Below are 21,963 nucleotides of genomic sequence, written 5' to 3'. Positions count from 1 at the left end.
AAACTTAAGGTGGGCATCGGAGTGAAAACACAAGCAAACGTACAAGAGCAAGCACATTTAGAATCACAGCTACTAACTGTTCTACCCGATGAAAAAGTTTCATTTAGTAAATCCGTCATTCTCGGCTTTCAACATGTATTGGCTATGGATGTCTATGTAGTGCCATTCCTGATTGCGATGTTAATCGGCTTACAGCCCAATCAGTCCAGCGCGTTAATCCAATCCACCTTTATTGCCGCAGGACTTGCAACGATTGTGCAAACCTATTTCTGTATGAAGCTGCCTATCGCTCAAGGTCCTTCTTATGTTCCGCTGGGTGCGATCGTCAGTATTTATGCAGCTAGTGGTGGCGGAGAGCTCGGTTGGAGCTCCGTGTTAGGTGCCAGCTTAATCGGGGCCATCCTGGTTATTATTTTGGGTTATGCGGGGATTTTTAATAAAATCGTTAAAAACTTTATTCCGCCTATCGTAGGTGGCACAATCATTTTCATTGTAGGTCTATCTTTATTGCCTGTTGCGATCAGAGATAATATCTACGGAGCCTCCGGGGCTTCAATTAATCAAAATGTATTATTAGCCCTTATTTCAGGTGCTACACTGCTTATTTTTGTGGTTCTCGGTACTTTGTTCCGTAATAAAGGATCTGTCTTCCGAATTCTTTCCGTAATGATGGCGTTAGTAGTCGGATGTATTTCCGCTAATATTATGGGCGTTTTAGATTTCTCAGCGATAAGTAGTGCCAAGTGGTTTAGCATGCCGCGAATCGCTTTTGTTGATTTCGGCTTTTCCTTCAATTTTTCAGCTATTATCACCATGGTTATTATTTATATCGTGCTGCTGGCTGAAACAACAGGCACCTGGTTTGCGGTCAGCAATGTAATCAATAAACCTTTGACAGACAAAAATATTAACCGCGGCGTAATTGGAGAAGGAATTGGCTGTCTTATTGCTTCTGTGCTCGGTTCGACTCCTGTTACAGGTTATTCAACTAATGCAGGGATCATCTCCATTACAGGTGTTGCCAGCCGCCGGGTTTTTCTCGCTGTAGGAGGATGGTTTGTCCTCTTTGGTTGTTCCGGTAAACTCGCCGCTTTGATCTCTTCCATTCCATCCGCTGTAATCGGCGGCGTCTTCGCCATCATCTGCGGCATCATCGCAATTAATGGTGTGCAAGTAATGAAGAATGTAACCATCGGCGAAAAAGAAATGTACATTATTGCCTTACCTATGATCATCACCTTGGCGTTGGTACTCATTCCTGGTGACTACTTGAACTCTTTACCTACATTCGTACAGTATTTATTAGGCTCACCTATCCTAGCTGCTTCATTGGCAGCAATATTATTGAATAAATTATTACCTAGTGGAAAATAGAACATAAAAAGAAGCAGCCTCTTATTGATCCTTTTTTATCCCCGCGAATAAGCCGAGCTTTGTATGCTACCTTCTGGAATTCCTTAAACAAAAGACACCCATCGAGGTGTCTTTTGTTTAAGGACATGATTATTTTTTACTTGAGTTCATCCATAAAACCGCCTTACCATATGACCTCACAATTTTAATACAAATATCCATATGTCCCTTGATTATATTTAATAAACTAGGATTCCTCCAAAATAACGGAGACTATCAACGCATTGAATTATTCCCTGAAATATATTATGATACGTTTAAACAATTAAACATTATAACGGAGGGAGTTATGAACGAGTCTAGTAGTAATCAGAAGGCGATTCATATTTTCGAGAATTTAAGCCCCTATTTCCAAGGCTTGGGGGATCCTATTCGTCAGCAAATCATTGCATTGCTGATCGACAAAGAGAGTATGAATGTGAGCCAAATTGCAGAGCATATCCCCATGTCCCGGCCTACAGTCTCTCATCATCTGAAAATATTACGGCAAGCAGGGCTGCTTAAGGTTCAGAAGAAGGGCACGGAAATGTTCTACAGACTTGAGTTTGACGAAGCGATAGCGCTTATGAAACAACTTGTCCATTTCGTTGAAAAGGAATGCCAGTGCTAATGCCATTAACCTGAATAGCACTTGTCATTCCTATTTTTTTAAGCAATATGTTAAATAACTTAAACATATAAACATTTAAACGGAGGTTGCAGATATGCATAGGAAAAAGGTACTTATTGTAGGAGGATACGGTGCCGTCGGCAGACAAATTGCTCAAATATTACACGATCGACATCCCGATCTCGAGATTATATTGGGAGGAAGGTCACCGCAAAAAGCAGCACCTTTTGAGTCCACACGGGTACAAACAGTCGTAGTTGATAATAATGCGGATGATCCACTGCTTTATGCAGGCGATAATGTATCGCTAATCATCAATTCCGTCAACGATCTGCAGGATCGGCTACTTATGTCTGCAGTTAGAAGAAAAATCCCACTGATCGATCTTACTCGCTGGACAGAGATATTCCAACAATCAATCACAAAGTTAGAAAAAGCAGACCTCTATGCTCCTATCGTGTTTTCTTCGGGATGGATGGCGGGAACTGCTTCGCTGTTCGCCATGCTGCACTCGGCCACGCTTCAAAACGTCGCCGTTGATATTCACGCGTTGTACTCTCTACGTGACAAAGCAGGACCCGACTCCGCGGCGTACATGGATCGTATGACCATTCCATTCCATATTACAGAACGGGGGGGAAAACGTCTTGTATTTCCAATGACTGACCCCATCAAAGTCCAATTTCCAGATGGATATACAGCAAAATGCTATCGGCTTGACACCCCAGATCATGTCACCTTGCCAACAGCTGAGCATATCGACTCCGCCAGCTTCCGCATCTCCTTCGACAGCAAAGCCTCCACCTCCATCCTTGTCGGACTAGTTAACAGCGGAATATGGAAGATGATCAGCGGGGACCGATTCCGTTCGCTTAGACGAAGACTGCTCTACAATCCTGGTACTGGCAGCGCACATCATATCCTTATTCATCTAAAGGGCCTGGATCATAATGGGCACTGGGTTGAACGGACAATAGCGATTTCTGACCCGCTTGGTCAGACTCATCTTACCGCTTTGGGAGCTGCTGTCCAAGCAGAAAAGCTATTGCGGATATCAAAGGAAGAACCATTGGTCCCAGGCATTTATTATCCAGAAGATCTACCTGATGAACGGATGGACATCTCTGAAATCACCAACTTTTTTAAACAATATGGGGTTCTTATATCTCACTAATAGCACTTCACATATACCGAGCATTCTGTCTACTACAATTAAGCGCACAGACAGTAAAGAACCCGCTAATATAGCGGGTTCTTTACAATAGAGATGAGACGGAGCTAGGTAAGTTCACAAAAAGATAAAATCTTTGATTCGTGCTAAACCCTGTCCCCTGCCTATTTCCACCCTTAAAGGCGTTTGACTAGACCAGGCTAAAGTCCCTGAATATATTGTTATTATTTATCCTATTCAAGGACTTTTATTAAATGGTGGGGGTGATCATTCTGGCTATCCGTTACAGCATCATAATTCCAACCTATAACCGACTTCAGCAGCTGCTACTTACACTCACTTCATTCGAGACACAGACCTATCCGAAGGATCGGTTCGAGGTAATCGTCGCAGATGACGGTTCTACAGATGGTACTAAGGAAATGGTCGAAAGCTTTCAAACTTCTTATCCGCTTCTTTATGTGGCTCAGCAGGAACAACGCGGCCGTTCTGCCGTAAGAAATTTGGGGCTGAGTCAGGCAAAAGGGAAATACGTCATCTTCTGCGATGCTGATTTTCTGGTATTCCCTGAATTCATTAGGATCGTAAACCAGTATCACCGTAAATATCCTAAGTCGATAATTTCAGGTATTCCACACTCATGGGATGACGCTTATACCCACTACTACCCAGACTTTTCTCCTGAAGAAAAAGAACATTGCCGCAATACACTTTCGCCTTCTAACTTATGGAATCCTAACTTCGAATCAGCGACTGAAATTATCCCAATAATCACACCCAATGATATCCTTCAGCAGACGGAGACGTTATCAAAAGTCACCTTTGCCTCAAGAGTTCCTCCAAATACTAAAAAGCAATTTGCCAGCACAGATGTAGCCCCTTGGATGTTACTCGTCACACGTTGTGTGTCCATAAGACGCAGCCAATTAACTCGGGCTGGAGGTTTTAATGAACAGTTTATCCTCTATGGACTCGAAGATTGGGATCTTGGGTATCGACTGCATCGATTAAAAATCCCTTTTCACAGCATCAAAGAAGTTGTCGGCGTTCACCAAGAACATCCAACCCACTTCAGAGGAAATCTCATAAATATTGAGAATCTAAAAATCATGTTCAAAAGCTACGGGTTCAATGACTCTTCCCTAAATCTGTTCGCCCTTGTTCCTCCAAACGAAGACCTGGAGAAATACAAACATACTATACGGGTCTTGCGCAGAGGATACCGAACGAAGTCAACACGTTCATCAGCAATATTAATGAGAAGGACGTTACGGATTGCCGCCAAACAGCTCTATGAACCCAATGATACCGCCGTATACCAAGAGTCGTTAAGACGGATAAGTGTAAAAGTAAAGAGGAGAAAAAGCCGGGTTGCCCGTGTTTTGCGAGAGATTTTGGTGAAGGCTGAAAAGCTGGGAGAATAATACCTAAAAATACATTAAACCGGGCATCAAATGATGTCCGGTTTTTACTTATTTTCTCAATTTATTAGGTAGCGGAATATGCCTAATCGACTCAATGGGGTGATAGAGCAGCATCCACGGACCAGAAAAACGCATAACCCCTTTAATTCTTTGGCGATAATCCGGTTTGTAACAATGAACAGGACATTTGGCACAAGCTGTTTTCTCTTCACCAAACTTACAATAGGCTAACCTCTTCAGCGCATACTCGTTTAATTCCTGACATTCCTCACAAAAGCCTTTATGATGATGTTTTTTCTTACAATATATACGAATCATTTTGGTAACAAGCTCTTGTTCTTTTAGAATTTTAGGACCCTCATTTAACTGCCGGTTTACCTTTGTTATCATATATGAACCCCCTTGTAACTTGTACAATAAGATCTCATGTAATTATAAAGGGTAAACCAACTGTGAAACCAGCCTTAACGCTAAACCTCCTTAATTCCCTCACATACCGGGGTTGAAAGCGATTATTTTATAAATCAAATTTATTTTTAAAAAACTTGTAACGTTTATAGCTTTTTACGGATATATAACTTGAGGAGGTGAATGGATGCAGGACAACGAGCAATTATACAGGGAATATTCAACCCAAGTATATAAATTCGTATTTAGCTTTTGTCATAATCACTTGCTGGCAGAAGAAATTACCCAAGAAACTTTTTATAGAGCTATAAAATCGATAGATAAATACGATGGGACCTGCAAAGTATACGTTTGGCTTTGTCAAATTGCTAAACATGTGTGGTATCAGGAGCTGGACAAGCAGCGCAAGCGGAAGTCTGAGGAATTAGAAGACGCTCCTTTGGCTAACGCAAATTCAACAGAATCCCAGTTCATTTTTGCTCAGGACAAAATGGATTTATTTAAACAACTTCATTTACTTGATCCAAATACCAAAGAAGTATTATATCTGCGTTTGACCGGAGAATTCAGTTTTCGGGAAATTGGCGAAATTCTTGGCAGAGATGAGACCTGGGCAAGAGTTACCTTTTACCGTGGAAAACAAAAATTAATGAAAGGAAGATCTTCATGAAATGCGAGATCATTCAGGATTTATTACCTTCCTATATTGAAAAGCTAACCTCTGTACATAGTAACGAAGAAATCGAAAAACACCTGCAATCCTGTGAAAGCTGCCTTCAATCCTATAATGAAATGACCGCCACAGCAAATCTAAGTGTGCCTATTATTGATAAAGAGGAAGTTAACAAACTCAATTATTTTAAAAAAGTGAAAAAAAAGAATATAAAAACTCTCATTTTTTCCGTCTTATCGGTACTCATACTGGCTACAGCCCTTATTGGACTTTTTGTTATCGGTTTCCCTGTATCCTCTAAAGATGTAGTCATAGATTATCAGAAGACAAAGGATCGTTTGGAAGTTCATCTAACTTTGGAAAATGGCAAGGACCTCGTGTTCTCAGGAAAAACCAAATTTATCCGCGATGAGAATAATAATGTAATCGGTTCTGAAACTAGGTATACGCCTAGAGGTTTACTTCATAATCCCTTTGATGATGTAGGCAAAAAAGTTATGTTGGGGACGGAGATTCATACTGATCTAGATTTTCCAAACAAGTTTATTCTTGAATTCAAAGATAAAACTATGACGTTTGTTAATGGTGTTTTAGTGGAGTAGACATTGCCGCTAAAATAAATAAAGACACCTTTTAAGGTGTCTTTCGCTTTACACCCTACTAAAAAAGTTAGCATTTTTGTTCGTTTTTTCGCTAAAATATAGGGTTATCGATTTACTAAAAGTATCTTATAATAAAATTACACATGGATATTTCACCTCTTTGTGAACGCGCGTTTATAGATCGGCCCATTAACCACTTAATAGGAGGAATGGTCATGCAATATGGTTATTTTGATGGAAAAAACAAGGAATACCTCATTACCAAGCCGAATACGCCTGCCCCTTGGGCGAATTACCTCGGCTCGCCGGAATACGGTGCAATCATCTCAGGTAACGCAGGCGGCTATAGCTTTGTAAAGTCTGGCGCAAATGGGCGGCATATCCGCTACCACTTCAACTCTAAGGACGAGCCCGGACGCTATATTTACGTGAGAGATTTGGAGAACGGGGATTATTGGTCCGGCTCTTGGCAGCCAGTGGGTAAAGATCTGGAGCAATATAAGTCGGTATGCCATCATGGAACCGGATACACGAACATTGTCTCGGACTACGATAACATCCATACAGAATCATTATATTATGTACCACTGAACAAAACCTATGAGGTGTGGCGCATGAAGGTGCGCAATGATGGCTCCAAAGCACGCAAGCTGGCTCTCTTCGGATTTGTTGAATTAACCAACAATAACAACTATGAGCAGGATACCGTCAACCTTCAGTACACTCTGTTTATTTCACGGACCTACTATAAAAATAATATGATCCTTCAAGTCATCAATGAAAACACCCCCGAAGAACAAACCTGGAGATTCTTCGGCGCTGCAGGTGCAGAAGTTACCGCTTATGACGGTGACCGGGATACGTTCCTAGGCGATTACCGCAGTTATGGCAATCCGGCCTCTGTTGAGAACGGCCAATGCTCCAATTCATTAAACTACAATACTAACTCCTGCGGGGCCCTGCAGATTAACGTAGATTTACAGCCGGGAGAAGAGAAAGAAATCGTATTTCTACTGGGACAGTATGATGAGAAAGGCGCTTCCGAAATTCTCAGCCATTATAAGGACTTGTCCGTGGTAGATAAAGAACTCGAAGAGTTAAAAGCATTCTGGCACAGCAAACTTAACCGCTTCCAAGTCCAGACACCAAGCGATAACCTGAACAACATGATCAACACTTGGAATGCATATCAATGCTTTATCACTTTCATCTGGTCACGTGCAGCCTCCTTCCAATACTCCGGTCTTCGTAATGGACTCGGATATCGGGATACCGTGCAGGATATTCAAGGCATCATTCATCTGGATCATGAGATGGCCCTTGAACGTCTAAGACTGATGATATCCGCCCAGGTTTCCAACGGTGGTGGACTTCCGTTGGTGAAATTTGATCACAATCCTGGGCATGAGGGCACACCGGATGATCCAGAATACGTGCGGGAAACCGGTCACCCCCATTATCGGGCCGATGACGCTTTATGGCTGTTCCCAACCGTCATTAAATACTTGAATGAAAGTGGCAACTGGGATTTCACAGATGAAATAATCCCTTATTCGGATAAAGGCGAGGGCACAGTGTACGAGCATTTGCGCCAGGCACTTCAGTTCAGTCTGGATCGTATGGGCGCACACGGCATGCCGGTTGGGCTTCATGCCGACTGGAACGATTGCCTACGGCTTGGAGCCAAGGGTGAGTCGTTGTTCGTCGCATTCCAGCTGTATATGGCATTCAAGGTATTCATGGAAATCGCACAAAATAAGAACAAGCCTGAAGATATTCAATGGGCGCAGGGCCTGCTTGATGAGCTGGACGATAACATTCAAAAACACGCTTGGGAGAACGATCAATTCGTCCGCGGATTTACCGAAGACAACTATACCATCGGCTCCTGGGAAAATGATGAAGCCAAGATCTGGCTCAATCCGCAAAGCTGGGCCGTATTAAGCGGTGCAGCCCGCCCGGATCAGGCGAAGCTCGCCATGGACAAAGTGTATGAGAATCTGCGGACCGATTACGGCACTATGTTATTCTACCCTCCGTTCCGTGAATACGGTTTGCCAGTAGCGTTGATGGCTCTTTTCAACGCCTCAACTAAGGAAAACGGCGGCATCTTCAGCCAGCCGCAGGGATGGCTCATTCTGGCGGAAACCATGATCGGCAACGGTGGGCGCGCGTTCGAATACTTCCTGAATTGCAGTCCGGCCAGCATGAACGATAAGGCTGAAATCCGTAAACTCGAGCCTTATGTACATGGCCAGTTTGTCGAGTCCAAGGACAGCCCATATCAAGGCCGGGCGCATGTCCACTGGCTGACCGGCACCGCTTCAACCGTGATGGTCTCCTTGGTGGAAGGCATTATGGGGGTTCAACCGCAATTTGATGGCCTTCGCCTCAACCCGTGTGTTCCTTCCGACTGGACAGACTTTTCCATGGTCCGGGAATTCCGTGGGAAGAAGCTGAACATCCAGGTGGAGAACAAGAAGGGTGTACAAAAAGGGGTTACCCATATCGTTATTAACGGTGAAGAAATTCAAGGCAACCTGATCCCAGTGGCCAAAATGGCGCCAGAAAACAACGTGCTCGTTATTATGGGTTAAGGCGTATTTATGAGGAATAGATAGGAGGACGGACCCGATAAGGTGCGTCCTCCTGTTTTTACAATTAGAACGAGGCTTGTACACTTGCCTTCCGGCTCTATGACCGCGATTGAGCTGGATACAATTGACGAAAAAAAGACTGCCGGGACCTTCCCGACAGCCTGAACTCATTCTCATAATTGGCAAACCAAGTTTCTTCGCCTGTAACAATCCTCTACAACCTCGGGTCGATCTCTTTCTCTTTCGTTACCTCGAATAACAGGTTTGCTGCAATTTGCTTGTAGTCCTCGTTGTCAGACGAGATCTCATCCAGCTTCACTTCTAGCATTTGTCTGCCCAGCCGGTGTTCGATTAAGGACGTCCGAAGCTTAGGAGCGATATTCTTCTGTTTCATCAGCTTGGCATACTTATGTGGAAACTTGTAGTCGTACCCGTAGATGATCGACAGGTAGCCCGGATTGCGGACCTTCATGTATGGGACTACCCCCTGCTGTTCTTGCTCCGGTTTGATTACAATTCCCTCCATATGTTTCTCTACCGTTATCTTTGCGAAATACTCCTCTGCTCTGATGTAGGCATCAGGCTCTTTCAAGTCCAAAACCAGAGATTCATCATCATTTAAGAACCTGTATAATTCGGAGGTTTTACCGTCAGGTACCCGTTCAGCACCATTCTCCAGTACTTCCTTCAGGATTGCAAAAGGTTTGTACGCTAATTCTGCATCACCCGCATACAACTCCAGTTGCTGCTTGTATACTCTGTAAGCTTCCTCACGCTGGTCAAGATCTACATACGATTCTCTTATGTCACGGACATACTTAAAAGTCTGATAAACATGAGACCCATAGTTGTTGTTAAGCGCCTCTTTCGACATATGGTGCTGGTCTTGTTCAAACCCGCTTGCTTCAAAATCCTGTATCAGTTTACCCAGTGACTCCTCAAATCCATATTGTCTTAAGAAATCCAGTTCTGTCTCCAGCGCCTTGCTAATCGGCCGGAACTGACGCTCAATTAACCCATCCCCCAGCGCTTTCCAAGGCAGCAGCTCGCCATCCAGTAAAAGCACACGGATCCCCTGCTCAGCCATATAGGTTCCGAATCTATGCAGCAGTTGTTCGTAGATAGGCGTCAGATCGACCGCCTTAACCTTGTAGCCGTTCCGGCTAATTGCGTAACACTGCTCTATATCCCGGTAAAGGTACACACTACAGCGTGATCCCATATATTTAGGCTGCAGGACGACTTCAGATATACGACGCTCGGCAAAATAATCCAACCCTTTTCGCAGAGACTCAAGCTCACCGGCAGCCATATCCTTATCCGCAGGTGACATCGTCCCGGAGATGAAGTTGACCCGGTTCTGCGAGGAATACTGCAGTCTGCGCACAGACTCGTAATCAAGCTCTAACAAGGATACGGTTTGCTGTTCCCGGAACAGGATAGGTAGCTCTTCGTGCACCGTAGTCACATGCGATTTTTGACTTTTATAGAAAGGTTTAAACGACATGCGAACAGAAGTTAGTTCATTACCCTGCGCACTCCCTGTGTCGAGGTGGAGTTTGTTTTTGATCCGAAAAGTCTGCTTGGCTGCAATATGTCCGAAGAGATGAAAGGGGTGATTACTCACAGCCTCTTGCTTTAGGAAATCAAGCTGTTCCTCAAAGGAAACCTCACGATCCAGCCGAAAGTTACGCTGATGGCGTAGTGAATTCGTATCCAGCTTACCAATGTACTTATTACGGCAAGGAGCATGAGTAACATAAAAAGAAGGACCTTGCATACCTATATAGCGGTAAAAGGGCTGAGATTGCTCCACTAAAGCCGAAAATTTACTAAAAAGCGCGGTATCCTCCTTAAGCACTTGGGTGGAATCAAAGTACGTTCTTAGCAGTTCCGGATCGGTTCCTTGAATCTCACCCTTTACGTACTTGTATACAAAGTTCTCGTGATTGCCCATAACAAATAGGAAATGCTCGCGGTTATCAAATAAGAACTCAATCGTCTCCCGTGTCTTTTTGCCCTTATCAATCCAGTCACCAGCAAGAATGACTCGTGTGTTACTGAGCTTATCTGTTGCACTTAACTTACCTTCGTGCACCCTGTAGCCGTAATTACGTAATAGTCCCTGAAGCTCTTCGACGCACTCATGAACATCCCCAACCACAATATACTCTTGTGCTTGTAGAAGTACCGTAGATGTGTAAGTATCCCAATCCTGTATAATCACCCGGTAGTCCGGGTTAGGTATCCCTTCACCCTCGAGAATAAAATCTTTAGCACGCACTTTATGAATCTTGTTGTAACCTTCCCGTGACAGAACAGGCAGGACTTCTTTTCTCAGCCGGTTTAAATGATTGGAGATCAGCTTCTTCGAGCGCTCCGAGACGTAGTAATCCTCCCGTTTACGGTAATCAAACAGAATAACCTCCAGATTATAATTATTTTGCCCGGCGATCTCACGGACTTTACTACGGTAATCTTCGGATAGCCCAATGGTATCCATCACCACAAACTCCGCATTAATCGGAAAAGAAGTGACTAACTTCAATCTCTCAAACAATAATTGAAAGGTATGCGAACTCGCCTCCAGCATAACCTGATCATACTTATCATAGTCGTAGCCCAATATCTCCTGACGGATACTATCCGAGGATAAATACTGCACATTCGTACGTAACCCTTTAGAAGCATCCTCTAGTTTTAACTGCGGGATCAGAACTTCTTTAGCAAAAGTTGATTTCCCGCATTCCGTTGCTCCTACAAGCAGAAATATGGTATGTACACGCGTTTGAATTTCCACTGTCTACTCCTCCTTTCTTCGCACAATAGCGCATTGCGTCGTACGGATCTCGCCAACCCGGTCACCAACCATCAAATATTCAACCTCGACTGCTAAACCTTGAACCGTATCCAAAACCCATTGCCCGAACGCTTCCTGTCCCATTTCCCACTTGTGATCTTCATGCCGGAATCCTTCCAGCTCATAGTAACGATTGAAATCAGCATTCGGTGTCGTCACAATAAGCTGTTGAAAATTCACATTACCGATTATTTGCTGAATAAGCTCTGCCGCTTCACCCTCACTCATGTGCTCTACAACTTCTGTTAGAATCACATCAACCTGCTCCCCATTGTACGACTCCAGAAAATGGTCCAGTGAGCCAAAGGTTGCAATGTTATCAATGTCCTTAGCTTTCGCTTTCCGATTCACAACCTCCAGCAACGCCTCGGCTATATCTACCGCATAATAGGTGCTCTCTATTTTTCCGGCAAACGGAATTGCATAGAAACCTTCTCCGCAGCCGATGTCCAGAATCGGCTTATTGAATGGAAGCACACTCGAAATAAAAGTACGCCGCTGCATCGCAGTACCGCCATACTCCAGCCCAATAGAATACTGGTCTGTTTGTTCGATGGAGGCTTTATATCGCTTGAACCGTTCCTTAGAGGTAAGGAAATTCCTTGCAAATAGACTTCTTATATAAAAAGGTGCATCAATGACGTTAAGGCTGCGGATATATTTATCCAAAATAGCATCCGAAATATCTATGTACTCATCCCCAAATATGGATAAGAACAAGGACAGCACACCAACAACATGTAAGAGGTGATACAAGCTTTTATGTGTGGTAATCGTCAGGGAATAGCTCTTATGTGCCTGATGCTGCAAGGAGAAGGTATATCCCTTTAAATGCTTTTGGAAAAATTCAATATAGTGTATCCGCTCAACCTGAACCATATTGATGAAAAAAGAATGCTCATATCCTTCCGCATCCCGTTCATCCTGGGCTTTGAAGGGTGTAGAGAAAAACTCATTGACCGTATTAAGCGGAAATAGAGGTGTGTTAAAACGGGAGACATTTAGATACTCAAAGCTCTCGCTTCCATTCTGCTTGTAGGATATATCGTTATCTGCGTCCTTAAAATAAACGTTATAAGTTGCCTCATCAGAATACCATCCATAAGCCAATCCCTGACGAACCGGACGAAGCTGCATACCTGTCACTGGATTTTTTTTAATTAAAAAAGTGAATTTTGGATTCGTAGATTTCAGTTGTACAATAGCCACTACCATCTTCCTCCTATCAATCTTTCTATAGGGCCCGTCCCCATACTTCCTGTAAAGCTTCTCGAAATAGAGCATCCAGCTGATGATCTTTGTTGTTCTCCTTAGCATTCAAGGACGCCGCCACCTTATCCAACACTTGGAACTGTTCTTCTAAATAATCGTTAATCGCGGTTAGCTGCGGCTCGTAGTCTAGTTCCTCACCGGATTTTTTTCGTGCCAGCAATTGCTGAATCACCTGCCACAGCTCTTCATCCTGCGGAATAAGCCGCTCTACCAGTACATCGAACTCCATCGGCGGCATCTCTCCATATCGGTGAGTCCATTCACAGGCTAGAACGGGACGAAGTACATAAAAGTACTTTTTGATCTTGACCTGTTCGCCTTGCAAATAATCACGGTAGTTCCCTCTTGCCATGTTTAAGTAATGGTACATACAAGACTTCGGCGAAAATGTGTACGGGGAGATGCTTCTAAGCTTCTCTGCTGTACTGTACTTTTCTGCATATTGAATGGGTGATTGCAGCCACTCCAGCAGCGGTGGATTAGACTTCCGAAATAAATTCAGTGCTTTCCGCAAATCCCAGCCATTGATATCAAGCATATTGTTAATAGGACGCTCGATCACATCCCGCTTATCAAAAATAGATAGATACCATTCCGGTTTATGCAGATAAATAAATCTCACATCATAATCGCTGTCCTGCGATGGGAATCCCCACGCCCGGCTGCCTGATTCGCAGGCATACAATATTGTAACTTGCTCCTCCTGTTCAATCTGTTCCAGCTGCTCACGGATAAGCTTGTTTATAGGATCCATCTTCATCCCTCCAGATCGGTTACTTCCCTATTCTCTACCCTTGTTACTATTCGAACGCCTCATCAGAATTGCTTTGGCTTCATGGATCTATCTTCGCTCATCTTCCCTGTAACGAACAGGGCGGAAGTATGGCGGCGGCCAAAAACACTTCCATTTTATTCAACTCTGGTGCTTAATATAATGAGTACTACTATTTCTTATGGATTCGCTACAGGCTGGAGGGATACAAATGGCCCGGGAAAGTTTTGACAAGGAGATTCAATTTCTTCGCATGCTCTCTTTAGCGGGGGGAGCTTACAGCAGACAACAATTCGCCGATCGTCTCGGCATTTCTGTACATACCTATGACAAAACGCTGCGCAACCTGAAGGGCATGGTGACCGTCTTACAACAGGATCTGCCTACAGAACAAGGAACAGAACTCTCTGAGTGGCTCCGCTATAACTACTATGAATCTGCCGACCCGCTGCTCCTGTTCTTGTTCCGGGCGAAGTCGCTTAAGGAAACGGAGAGCATCCGGCTTACTCTACTATTAACTGCGCTCCAGACTCAGGAGCTAACGGCTAAAGATCTACAGGATGTGTGCAGTGAGCAAATGCCAACCGATTATCCAATGCCCGATGAGAAAACCATCCGTGGAGATCTGAAATACCTTGAGGAAGTTGGCGTTATTCTTCGTGTAAACGAAGGTCGGCCTTATCGATACAAGGCTGCTAACGATCTGATTGATCAATTATCCGGCGATCAGCTCTTGGATCTTTACGACTATGTTGATGTCATCGCCAACACGCAGACTCCGTCTGTGCAAGGTTACCTGCTGCGCGACACCTTAAAAAAGGTCCTGCGGAAGCGGGGTTATACCCTCGAAGCTACGGAAACCCATAGATACAAATATAATTATCATTCACGTATTCTTGATGAGGCACACCTATATACGATATTTGCAGCCATTCAGCAGCGAAAAAAAATCAAGTTTCTATATCTATCCCCTAAAAAGGGCAAAAACTACGCCTCTCAGAATACCAATCCTCTCTTTGAGCGGGAAACAAGGGGCGTCACAGAAACTGTTCTTCCGCTCCGCGTCATCTATGACCATCAATATGGGCGCTGGTATTTAATCGGACATAATTCACGTATGGGCATCATGAAATTCCGAATGGAGGGCCTCACTCAAATTGAGGAGGGCGACACTGTGGAAGAAGCAGAGTTTGCTCAGAAACTCAGCAATCTGGAAGAACAGATGACAACCAGCTGGGTTATAGATACCACCCGTGCAATTAAAGTGGTGGCGAGATTTTATAACCCCAATCGCCCAGGTGTTAATTTTATTCGGGAGCGGGTTGAAGCGCAGGGACAGTGGGGAGAAATTACGGAAGAGTCCGATTCTACATTCCTTTATGAGATCATAGTGAATGGTATTTATGAAATTAAGCCGTGGTTACGAAGCTTTGGCTCGAGCTGCGAGGTATTAGAACCCCCTTGGCTGCGTAAGCAATTTATCGCGGAGTGGAAGGAGATTCACAGCTATTATGAATCCATTTGAGAAAATATTTAACTTCCAAATCATTTCACGCCTCGACGAAGTGGGTTCATTAGCGCTGACCTCCCAGGAACGTTCCTGGCTGAAAACCATGTTAATGCACCCGGCCTCAGAAGCAGCTTTTACACTGGATACCTTAAGTAAATTGAACGCCATATTGGAGGCAGAAGCGTCCACAGAAGTGCGGCAAATTATTATGGAGAAAGCTAAAAGCAAAGAGCGGCAGGTCTATCATCCAATGCTTCGTACACTCCGCCGTATAATCATGCAGAATCAAGCGATCCTTATTACTTTCCATATTAAGCATGGAGGCCAACGAACTGACCAAGCCGGGTTCCCTCACAAGCTGGAATACAACATGTATAAGCGGGAGTGGTATCTGCAATGGTACAGCACCCGGCAACGTTCTCTTATGTCCACTAAACTAAAAAACATTATTTCTGTTGAAGTAGCTCCCTTCCCTGCCAAACGGATTAATGATTTAAAAGCAAGGATAATGCGATTATTAGAGGATCAGAAGGAATGTGCATGTATTCAAGTCATCCCCACCTTTAATGCTGAGCTGTCACGAATTCTGTACGCCTTTTCCTGTTTTGATAAATCCGTGTCCTTTGATGAAAATTCGGGTATCTATCGAATCAAAGTCATCTACATGAGAGACGATAGCGAATTCCTATTGTCCAAAATCCGTTTTCTTGGCCTCCGCGTAAAAATCGTCGAGGGTGAGCATCTTAAGCGGCGCATGCTGAAATCCGCAGCTATGGCGATTGACCGGTATGGGGAATAACCGAGAATTAGTATAAGCTGGTCAACTATCCTGAAGTGCTGAAACGTGCTTATATAGTAAAGTAAAAGACACGGTTAAGATGTCTTTTACTTTACTTACAGCAGCTTTCTTAAAAACTGAGAGTTAGTGAGGGGATTAGAAGTGGGAAAGAGAGTTATAGTGAAAAATTCAGAATTGACCAAAAAACATAAGATTTCCCTACGAGAATTATCCAGAATATCCGATGTCCGACATGCCGCATTAAGTGAGTTAGCTAATGGAAAAAGGGAGAATATTAACTTTAGTCATATAGGCAAAATTGCAGAAGCTTTAAATATTGAGGATATTCGTGAGATTATTGATTTGGTTGATGATAAAGATTAATCAAATCAACACAAAATTAATAGTTTTTGAATCGACAATAACTCAAGTAATAAGATCATAAGAAAAAGCAAAGAAAAGCGCCCCCTACAGGTCGCTTTTCTGCTTTTCTGATACTCCATATTAAAGTAGAGGCAGCCATTCCCCTATTCCAGCTTCATATAGTATAGATTCGCCGTACTATCTTTTGTAATGGTATGTGCACCTGCGGCTAGAGAGACAGTGGCAATGCCATTGGTTATAGGATAACTTGTTCCATCCACTTTGATTTTCGTTCCCTCTGTGTTGAACACTAGGGTTAGCGTTGAAGCTTTAGCAGCAGTGAATTGAATGCTAGTTGCACTCTCGATTTTTAGACATTGGGTTAGGGTTAAACCCTGATAGGCCACAGTTCCCTTACTTGTTGAGAGATTGCCTTGGATATTGAAGAAGCTGCTTGTTGTTCCATCCACAGTAAAGTTGTGAACGGTTGCTCCCGCTGTCGGCACTGGCGTTGTTGTCGGTGCTGGAGTCGCCGTTGGTACAGGAGTTGCTGTTGGAGCTGGGGTCGCTGTTGGCACAGGAGTTACTGTTGGCGTAGGTGTTACTGATGGAGTCGGAGTCGGATTCGTTGGGTTTGAATTCCCCCCTACAGAGACAAGTCCCGTTGTGTAGCTTCTGATTGCAGACATCAGCGCTGTATTCAACGCATACGAAACGTCATCCACTGAATCATTAAATTCCCATGTGAAGTCTCCGCCATTCAGACGTCCGGCTTTTGCCATAACAATCTGTTCAACATTGCTTACGTTATCAATATTAGATACGTTCACTCCTGTATTTACGCTCGTGTCGAAGTTGTTATAGGCTGTTCCGCCTTTTAATGCTTTGTATGAGCTTGGGACGGTTTCATCTCTTGACGAAGCTAAGTAAGCATCAAATGAGGTAACATTAGCAGGAGCTGTCCCTGTGTTTGAATTCGCATAGATGAGACTTGAAGCCTCTACAATAAGATTGTTATAGGCTTTAATCACACCTCCATTTTCGCCTGAGAATGTGCCCTCCCCTAAAGCATCTGTACCTTGTAAGGAGATCATCATTGGAAACTTAGCATGTCTAAAATAATTAGATTCTACAAAAGCTGAAGCACCTGTAGTAACACCCACACCGTATTTGGAGATACCATCGAAAAAGTTGTTATAGATATGGACGGATGCCACTCTAATCCGCGGATGACGGGAGTCCGAATGGTCAAACCAGTTGTGGTGGAAGGTAACAAAAAATTCAGCCGGCTCACTCAAACCAACTAGCGAAGATTTTCCGGAATCCCAGTAATGGTTGTAAGAGATTGTAATATAGTTGGATCCATTTTTAAGGTCTGTGGAACCGTCGCCCTTGGCTTGGTCTGCATCGCCTCCAGCAGCTCCATAAAAAATATCATTATTATGCACCCAGACATTCATATTGCCAGAATCCATTGAAATGCCATCGTCGGGGAATAACATTACACCCAGGTTTCTTACTTCCACATTACCTACATATCTTAGAAGCATTCCCCAACCGTATGCGTAAGCATCATTTCCGATACCTTCAATAGTAATATTCATTTCCGAATAATTGTTTTTACCTTTGACTTCAAGATACCCACTGCTGTTAAGCTGTCCACTCAGATCAGCAGCTGTAACTTTCCCGATAATTCGGATCGCAAGTGGAGTGGTATCATAGCCTTTTTGTCTCAGTGCCAAAATACCGCCCAGGCCAACCCCTGTTTGTACAGCGCCGGAGCTGTTGATTTTTACACCAAGGGTTACGGTTTGCGCATTCTGAGATGTTATATACAGCACTTGAGCACCATTCTTGAGGGTTCCATTCTCATTATAAGCCCCTGATCCTGTACCATATTGCGAACTAGTCGAAAAAGCAAACCCAGAACGGTCATATGACGTTACGGATAGCGGATTTGAAACCGCACTTACCGTCCCACCCCCTGACAAAGTAGCTTCAACTTTCATCACATAATTTCCGGCTGCAAGCCCTACAGCATCCGCTCTCCAGTAGGAAGGATATTTGCGGATTAACTCATTATTAATTTGTTGATACCCAGAATCCGCTGCACTTGCCAATTTAACATAAACGTTATACCCTGTCGCATTGCTTACAGGTGACCATTCCACATATGCCGTTTCATTCCAGCCTCCACTGCCTGTTACCGCAAGACCAGCAGCATGCACCACCGTATTTGTCCATCCACCTACTATTAAAGAAAGAGCAAGAGAAAACAACACAACAATACTGGTTACCTTTGCAACTCTTTTTTTCATTTTATTTCCTCCCGATTTTAAATTTGTTGCAGATATCCTTGTAACCGCTTGCAAAAAAATGAAGTTTCTCTTTTCACCTCCTAAATATTTAGAAAGAGATCCTACATCTAGCCCCTGTATCCCTTCGAAAATAATACAAATTCTGGAACCATAACACGTTCAACATATCAAAACTAAAAAAGGTTCCGAAACAATCATTTACTCATATCTCCCCTATCTAACCGTGTTCTGAGCTAATGATTATAGGACAGCGAATGGATTGTGATCATACAACACGAATAACCACACAGTAGCCAGCACATAATAAAATTCACAACCATTAGGTAAACAAGGAGGAATTTTCAATTGAGCGCAAATAAACCAGACAAGAATCTGATCAACACTGTAAAAGATTTGGAAGCCACGCCCGTAAACAGCCTGGAAGCCCAACAGCAGCAACAAGCCCGTAATGATCGCCGCAAGCAATCCCAGCATGATAGCGACGGCAAATTCACGGAAAATGAAACTGGGAACTTTCATTAAAGTCAGGGATAATATTGGCATCTTTTTTTCAAGCCGCAATAACGCAAAAAGACACCCTTCAAGGTGTCTTTTCTTTTACTACCTATGGAGCCGTATCAAAATCATTTAATCCTTAGTGCCTGGCTACAACGTGTGCAGTAACGTGTACCCGGCGGAGACATTGACCCGCAGCCTTTACAATAAAGCTCCTGCGTCATAGGCTTCACTTGTTCGTCATGTCGGATCGCCTCATACATAGTTGGATTTAACATATTCAAGGCATGGAACTCCTCTCTTCTGCCCCTACGAATGAGTAAGAACAATAAAAAGAGACCCATAATCCCGACTACGGCCATAACACCGGCCTTCATCAGCCCCGATTCAAAGTGATAATTCCATAATGCATGCATCACAATAACTACTAAAAACATTTCAATTGCGCGTCGCCATCTTGTCCATGGCTTGACGTCCCCCAAGCTCGAATTCTTATGCATGCTACTTGCATACCATATCCCCACAGTGGCAATCGCAGTCCATGTTCCATGACCGAAGGGCGATAATAATGCTCTCATCCATAGGACAGTAAGCATCCCTATTGACGATGCCTCGTCTAGATGAACCCATCCATAAATAATACTTTCCACTGCTGCGAATCCCATGCCTGCTGCCGCACCAAACACCACTGCATCCATTAGAAATTGGATTTTCCGCGTTCGAACGAGCATCACACAAATTAATAATTTCGCAGTTTCTTCTATTAGGGCTACAGACAAAGGTACGTAAAGCTGTGAAAAATCAAAAGAATTTGCTTTTACTTCAAAAAGCCATATCCGCTCTAAATACCAAGCCAGAGGAATAGCCACAACCGCGGTAGACACAAAAACTATAACAAGTCTCCGCTGACGGAAGCCTATTAACTGCTGACTTCTCACAAAAGCTACGAAGGCTGCGGGACCCACCACTCCTCCAACAATCAAGGTGGCGATCTTCCACCATTGGCTATGAAGGAATAGTGCCAAGAAGGAGACTACAAGAAATCCACCTACCAGCCACAACAGCTGGTCAATCCACTTGTCTTTGGTTTTAGGTAGCGATTCCTTATCCTCGGCAATAGACTCCTCGCCGATGGCAATTGTAACTTTCTCCAGCAGATGGGGTGTTCGTATGTTTAGAACCTTAATGAGTTGTTGACGAACCGGAGCGTAATAGTCGAGTATAGTTAAGAACTCTAACTTGCCCATGATAAGTAATTCACTATCTTCTACCGCGATCAACGTGTGCGAGGCAGCCGTGTCTGTTAGTAACTCTGTCTCTCCATAAAAATCTCCTTCTCGAAGAACAGTCTTACGCCGCTTTTGGCCACGAAGCTCGATACTCCCGCTGTTAATCATGAAAAAATGATCAATTACCGCACCTTCCACGATAATCTCTTCACCCTTCGTGACTTTCTTGATCGTTGTAATCTCTGCAAGACCCCGAAGCTCAGCATCAGGTATGACCGACCAGATTGTAGCTTTACGAAGCATACTATGGATCATTCGGATCCGTATGTTCACAAGCACACTCTCGTAAAATAATGGACTTAGGTTCGCCAAATATTCGAAGGATGGACGGTCTAGACGCAACGCCTTTACTGGCCCGATTGCCGTAACACTAGCTGATCTTTGTTCGTTCCGAATAAGACCCATCTCTCCCACTAACTCTCCCGGTCCAAGTTCAGCTAAGAGCAGTGTTTTCCCAACTAAGTTAACTGAGGTTACTTGCACCTTCCCTTGCCATAAAATGAAACAGTCCTTAGAGGTGGACGCTTCCATAAGAAGTCGTTGTCCATCCTCTAAAGACACAAGTGTTATAGCGTTAATTACATTTTGTAGCTCATCATCAGGAATACCTCGTAATAACGGATGATCACGTAGAAAATCAACTGCAGCTTTGGATATCATAGTTTTAACTCATCACCGCATATTCCCTATAATACTACTTCTGGAATCTTGCATTTTTTTAATAAAATTCGTCATTACATCGAAGGCTTCGTTACGTTTATTCGTTAAACTTTGCAGGCGCAGCATGTCCATTTGCTGGCTATTACTTGCACTATCAATCTGTGACTTGATTTGCCCCAACAGCTTCTCAAGTTCCCCTTTGGTTTGCGGTATAGCCATGCCCATAGCAGTAAACATAGCACCCTTGTCATCTACCAGATCCACAGCAGAGCCGGCCTCAGCACCAGAAGGAAGCTTCCCTAGCTCTTCATTAATAACTCCCAACAATTGATTCAGTTTTGCGATTGTTTCATTCTGGGCTTGTACAGCTGTGATTTGATCTTTTAACTGGCTCTCTAACATATTAGTACGATTCTCCTGCACAGCCATCATTGCGGTTTCAAGATCCATGCCCTGAATGTTAACCTGTGTCATCCCCTCCAAATTAACGCTACCTACCGAGTTTTGCGTGGCATTTCCATTCAGGGCATCCTTAACAGAGTTATAAACCGAATTGTTATATAACAAGGCCCCTCCTACAATGATCCCCAGTAAAAAAGTACCTGACATAGATAAAACCAATTTTTTTACACTCATTTCATTTCCCCTTTTCATTTATGGATGATCATTGTGTCATCACGATTAATAAAGCAAAATGTACGCGTTCTTTGTTAATATTGTTATATCATTTAGGGTGATTTATGGTCTG

The 21,963-nt window shown here is 43.6% G+C and carries 18 protein-coding genes; 11 read left to right on the top strand and 7 right to left on the bottom strand.

All coding sequences use genetic code 11. From position 1 onward, the window contains the following. The first annotated feature begins 21 nt into the window (after positions 1 to 21). From MHH46_RS01185 to MHH46_RS01170, 4 genes are all read left to right on the top strand, one after another. Positions 22 to 1,374: a uracil-xanthine permease family protein gene (locus MHH46_RS01185; protein ID WP_076192601.1), complete on the top strand. Its 1,353-nt coding sequence runs from the start codon at positions 22 to 24 to the stop codon at positions 1,372 to 1,374. A gap of 328 nt (positions 1,375 to 1,702) precedes the next feature. Continuing rightward, on the top strand, positions 1,703 to 2,023 hold the full coding sequence (locus MHH46_RS01180; RefSeq protein WP_076192603.1) for a helix-turn-helix transcriptional regulator: 321 nt from the start codon (positions 1,703 to 1,705) through the stop codon (positions 2,021 to 2,023). Positions 2,024 to 2,117: 94 nt separating this feature from the next. After that, positions 2,118 to 3,197 carry a saccharopine dehydrogenase gene (locus tag MHH46_RS01175; RefSeq protein WP_076192605.1) on the top strand — a complete coding sequence of 360 codons (1,080 nt, stop codon included), beginning with the start codon at positions 2,118 to 2,120 and terminating at the stop codon, positions 3,195 to 3,197. Positions 3,198 to 3,466: 269 nt separating this feature from the next. Continuing rightward, complete coding sequence (locus MHH46_RS01170) at positions 3,467 to 4,618, top strand: glycosyltransferase (RefSeq protein WP_076192662.1); 1,152 nt, start codon at positions 3,467 to 3,469, stop codon at positions 4,616 to 4,618. Between the two features lie 48 nt (positions 4,619 to 4,666). On the opposite strand, the gene MHH46_RS01165 is transcribed toward MHH46_RS01170, so the two are convergent. Beyond that, positions 4,667 to 5,008, bottom strand: a complete 342-nt coding sequence (locus tag MHH46_RS01165) for a nitrous oxide-stimulated promoter family protein (RefSeq protein WP_076126918.1) — start codon at positions 5,006 to 5,008, stop codon at positions 4,667 to 4,669. A gap of 205 nt (positions 5,009 to 5,213) precedes the next feature. On the opposite strand from MHH46_RS01165, the gene MHH46_RS01160 reads away from it, so the two are divergent. The 3 genes from MHH46_RS01160 (at position 5,214) to MHH46_RS01150 (ending at position 8,898) form a co-directional block, all read left to right on the top strand. Next, a complete protein-coding gene (locus MHH46_RS01160; RefSeq protein WP_036687188.1) occupies positions 5,214 to 5,696 on the top strand; it encodes an RNA polymerase sigma factor in 483 nt (160 codons plus the stop codon). Further along, positions 5,693 to 6,301 (top strand): zf-HC2 domain-containing protein, encoded by a 609-nt coding sequence (locus MHH46_RS01155; protein WP_076126916.1) that lies wholly within the window; start codon positions 5,693 to 5,695, stop codon positions 6,299 to 6,301. The genes MHH46_RS01160 and MHH46_RS01155 overlap by 4 nt, the downstream gene beginning before the upstream one ends. Before the next feature lie 215 nt (positions 6,302 to 6,516). Then, positions 6,517 to 8,898, top strand: a complete 2,382-nt coding sequence (locus tag MHH46_RS01150; protein WP_076192607.1) for a GH36-type glycosyl hydrolase domain-containing protein — start codon at positions 6,517 to 6,519, stop codon at positions 8,896 to 8,898. A gap of 214 nt (positions 8,899 to 9,112) precedes the next feature. Here MHH46_RS01150 and MHH46_RS01145 read toward each other — a convergent pair whose 3' ends face one another. The 3 genes from MHH46_RS01145 to MHH46_RS01135 are packed head-to-tail and all read right to left on the bottom strand — an operon-like array spanning position 9,113 to position 13,784. Beyond that, on the bottom strand, positions 9,113 to 11,698 hold the full coding sequence (locus tag MHH46_RS01145) for a metallophosphoesterase (protein ID WP_076192609.1): 2,586 nt from the start codon (positions 11,696 to 11,698) through the stop codon (positions 9,113 to 9,115). Positions 11,699 to 11,701: 3 nt separating this feature from the next. Beyond that, the gene (locus tag MHH46_RS01140; protein WP_076192611.1) at positions 11,702 to 12,967 is read right to left on the bottom strand and encodes a bifunctional 2-polyprenyl-6-hydroxyphenol methylase/3-demethylubiquinol 3-O-methyltransferase UbiG; all 1,266 of its coding nucleotides are present in this window, start codon (positions 12,965 to 12,967) and stop codon (positions 11,702 to 11,704) included. A 25-nt stretch (positions 12,968 to 12,992) separates the two neighbouring features. After that, positions 12,993 to 13,784 carry a nucleotidyltransferase domain-containing protein gene (locus MHH46_RS01135; RefSeq protein WP_076192614.1) on the bottom strand — a complete coding sequence of 264 codons (792 nt, stop codon included), beginning with the start codon at positions 13,782 to 13,784 and terminating at the stop codon, positions 12,993 to 12,995. Between the two features lie 229 nt (positions 13,785 to 14,013). Between MHH46_RS01135 and MHH46_RS01130 the strand changes: the two genes are divergently transcribed. The 3 genes from MHH46_RS01130 to MHH46_RS01120 all read left to right on the top strand — a co-directional run bounded on the left by MHH46_RS01130 (position 14,014) and on the right by MHH46_RS01120 (position 16,474). Continuing rightward, entirely contained in the window at positions 14,014 to 15,327 is a 1,314-nt protein-coding gene (locus tag MHH46_RS01130) for a YafY family protein (protein ID WP_076192616.1), read from the top strand. Next, positions 15,314 to 16,111 carry a WYL domain-containing protein gene (locus MHH46_RS01125; RefSeq protein WP_076192619.1) on the top strand — a complete coding sequence of 266 codons (798 nt, stop codon included), beginning with the start codon at positions 15,314 to 15,316 and terminating at the stop codon, positions 16,109 to 16,111. The genes MHH46_RS01130 and MHH46_RS01125 overlap by 14 nt, the downstream gene beginning before the upstream one ends. 141 nt (positions 16,112 to 16,252) lie before the next feature. Continuing rightward, positions 16,253 to 16,474 (top strand): helix-turn-helix transcriptional regulator, encoded by a 222-nt coding sequence (locus MHH46_RS01120; RefSeq protein ID WP_076192621.1) that lies wholly within the window; start codon positions 16,253 to 16,255, stop codon positions 16,472 to 16,474. Positions 16,475 to 16,617: 143 nt separating this feature from the next. On the opposite strand, the gene MHH46_RS01115 is transcribed toward MHH46_RS01120, so the two are convergent. Then, positions 16,618 to 18,771 carry a pectate lyase gene (locus MHH46_RS01115; RefSeq protein ID WP_076192624.1) on the bottom strand — a complete coding sequence of 718 codons (2,154 nt, stop codon included), beginning with the start codon at positions 18,769 to 18,771 and terminating at the stop codon, positions 16,618 to 16,620. Between the two features lie 345 nt (positions 18,772 to 19,116). On the opposite strand from MHH46_RS01115, the gene MHH46_RS01110 reads away from it, so the two are divergent. Then, entirely contained in the window at positions 19,117 to 19,293 is a 177-nt protein-coding gene (locus tag MHH46_RS01110) for a hypothetical protein (protein WP_169744731.1), read from the top strand. A gap of 101 nt (positions 19,294 to 19,394) precedes the next feature. On the opposite strand, the gene MHH46_RS01105 is transcribed toward MHH46_RS01110, so the two are convergent. Together MHH46_RS01105 and MHH46_RS01100 are read right to left on the bottom strand one after the other, a co-directional pair. Continuing rightward, on the bottom strand, positions 19,395 to 21,215 hold the full coding sequence (locus MHH46_RS01105; protein ID WP_081387857.1) for a cyclic nucleotide-binding domain-containing protein: 1,821 nt from the start codon (positions 21,213 to 21,215) through the stop codon (positions 19,395 to 19,397). 12 nt (positions 21,216 to 21,227) lie between these two features. Then, positions 21,228 to 21,851 (bottom strand): hypothetical protein, encoded by a 624-nt coding sequence (locus MHH46_RS01100; protein ID WP_076192627.1) that lies wholly within the window; start codon positions 21,849 to 21,851, stop codon positions 21,228 to 21,230. Positions 21,852 to 21,963 lie beyond the last annotated feature (112 nt).

This window comes from Paenibacillus sp. FSL H8-0175, assembly GCF_045040615.1.
Taxonomy (GTDB): Bacteria; Bacillota; Bacilli; order Paenibacillales; family Paenibacillaceae; genus Paenibacillus_AQ; species Paenibacillus_AQ odorifer.
Note: the sequence above shows the minus strand (reverse complement) of the source record. Positions and strands in the feature narration are given on the sequence as shown.

Excerpts from the sequence above, each read along its gene's own strand:
- MHH46_RS01175 (WP_076192605.1), top strand. The coding sequence starts at position 2,118 with ATGCATAGGAAAAAGGTACTTATTGTAGGAGGATACGGTGCCGTCGGC.
- MHH46_RS01165 (WP_076126918.1), bottom strand. The coding sequence starts at position 5,008 with ATGATAACAAAGGTAAACCGGCAGTTAAATGAGGGTCCTAAAATTCTA.
- MHH46_RS01100 (WP_076192627.1), bottom strand. The coding sequence starts at position 21,851 with ATGAGTGTAAAAAAATTGGTTTTATCTATGTCAGGTACTTTTTTACTG.
- MHH46_RS01115 (WP_076192624.1), bottom strand. The coding sequence starts at position 18,771 with ATGAAAAAAAGAGTTGCAAAGGTAACCAGTATTGTTGTGTTGTTTTCT.
- MHH46_RS01150 (WP_076192607.1), top strand. The coding sequence starts at position 6,517 with ATGCAATATGGTTATTTTGATGGAAAAAACAAGGAATACCTCATTACC.
- MHH46_RS01130 (WP_076192616.1), top strand. The coding sequence starts at position 14,014 with ATGGCCCGGGAAAGTTTTGACAAGGAGATTCAATTTCTTCGCATGCTC.
- MHH46_RS01160 (WP_036687188.1), top strand. The coding sequence starts at position 5,214 with ATGCAGGACAACGAGCAATTATACAGGGAATATTCAACCCAAGTATAT.
- MHH46_RS01180 (WP_076192603.1), top strand. The coding sequence starts at position 1,703 with ATGAACGAGTCTAGTAGTAATCAGAAGGCGATTCATATTTTCGAGAAT.
- MHH46_RS01125 (WP_076192619.1), top strand. The coding sequence starts at position 15,314 with ATGAATCCATTTGAGAAAATATTTAACTTCCAAATCATTTCACGCCTC.
- MHH46_RS01155 (WP_076126916.1), top strand. The coding sequence starts at position 5,693 with ATGAAATGCGAGATCATTCAGGATTTATTACCTTCCTATATTGAAAAG.
- MHH46_RS01135 (WP_076192614.1), bottom strand. The coding sequence starts at position 13,784 with ATGGATCCTATAAACAAGCTTATCCGTGAGCAGCTGGAACAGATTGAA.
- MHH46_RS01105 (WP_081387857.1), bottom strand. The coding sequence starts at position 21,215 with ATGATATCCAAAGCTGCAGTTGATTTTCTACGTGATCATCCGTTATTA.